Annotated in this window: 1 pseudogene; it reads left to right on the top strand. The window is 39.6% G+C overall.

Features of this window, described 5'->3' with window-relative positions:
* A pseudogene (locus FTU91_RS16445) lies at positions 1–432 on the top strand (DDE-type integrase/transposase/recombinase); the annotation flags it as partial.
* Positions 433–1,039 lie beyond the last annotated feature (607 nt).

Raw genomic sequence — 1,039 nt, forward strand, 5'->3', positions numbered from 1 at the left:
ATGTATTTTCACGTGCGATTGTTGGCTGGAAAGTATCAACACGTATGAATACAGACATGGTCCTGGATGCATTGGAGCAAGCATTGCATGATCGAGGCATGGCAAAGAATGTGATTCATCATTCCGATAGAGGTGTTCAATATCTTTCCATTCGCTATACCAATCGTTTAGAAGCAGCAAATTTACGAGCTTCAGTCGGTACAACGGGTGACTCATACGATAATGCTTTGGCTGAAACGGTGAATGGCTTATACAATGATTGAATATTTAAAAGCAGATTGGCAAGGTTTAGCGGATGTACAACTTGCGACACTAAACTGGGTGGATTGGTTCAATAAAGAACGTGTACACAGTGCGCTAGGTTATGTGTCACCTTTTGCTTTTGAAGCAATGTACTATGATAAGATTAACCCGTTAGGTCAGGTGGCCTAACTTAAATAAAAAACTCTCCGACAAACCCGGTACGGTTCACTTCTTCCTGCCTGTTCAATTTTCTGCCCAATTACTACAAAAAAAACCTGCATCTTGGGGAGGATGCAGGCTGAAAACTTCAAGATTATTTCTGTGGAGAAATCAATCTATACTAATATACTTGGTTTAATATGTTAAATAAATCGCATTATATATCAAATTTTAAAGACTGTATTGCCACTCTTCTTTTGGATAGATATCTTTTATTGCACTTTAGGGCTTAGCAATTGCCTTCATGAGCAGGTAAACCGCAATGGTCTAATCGCCAACTTTAAGCTTGGTGGTTACCTGAATGCTGATCCTATTTAATTTTAATGCCGGGTTTGCTGAGACAATAGATACTGCTTAAGCTCATCAATAGGCATCGGTTTGCCAAACAGATAGCCCTGGTAATGGTAACACCCCTGTTTTTCCAATACCTCGCGTTGAGCTTCGGTTTCTACCGTTATTTAAAACCTACTTAAACCTACTTACGTGGGTTTAATGTTTAATTCCTACTTCATCATCAAGAACCAATTGCTATTGCGCTTGGGATTACCTCAATTCCATAGGCTGTCACGGTGTAACT

The sequence above is a fragment of the Acinetobacter sp. YH12201 genome (assembly GCF_013418145.1).
Taxonomy (GTDB): Bacteria; Pseudomonadota; Gammaproteobacteria; order Pseudomonadales; family Moraxellaceae; genus Acinetobacter.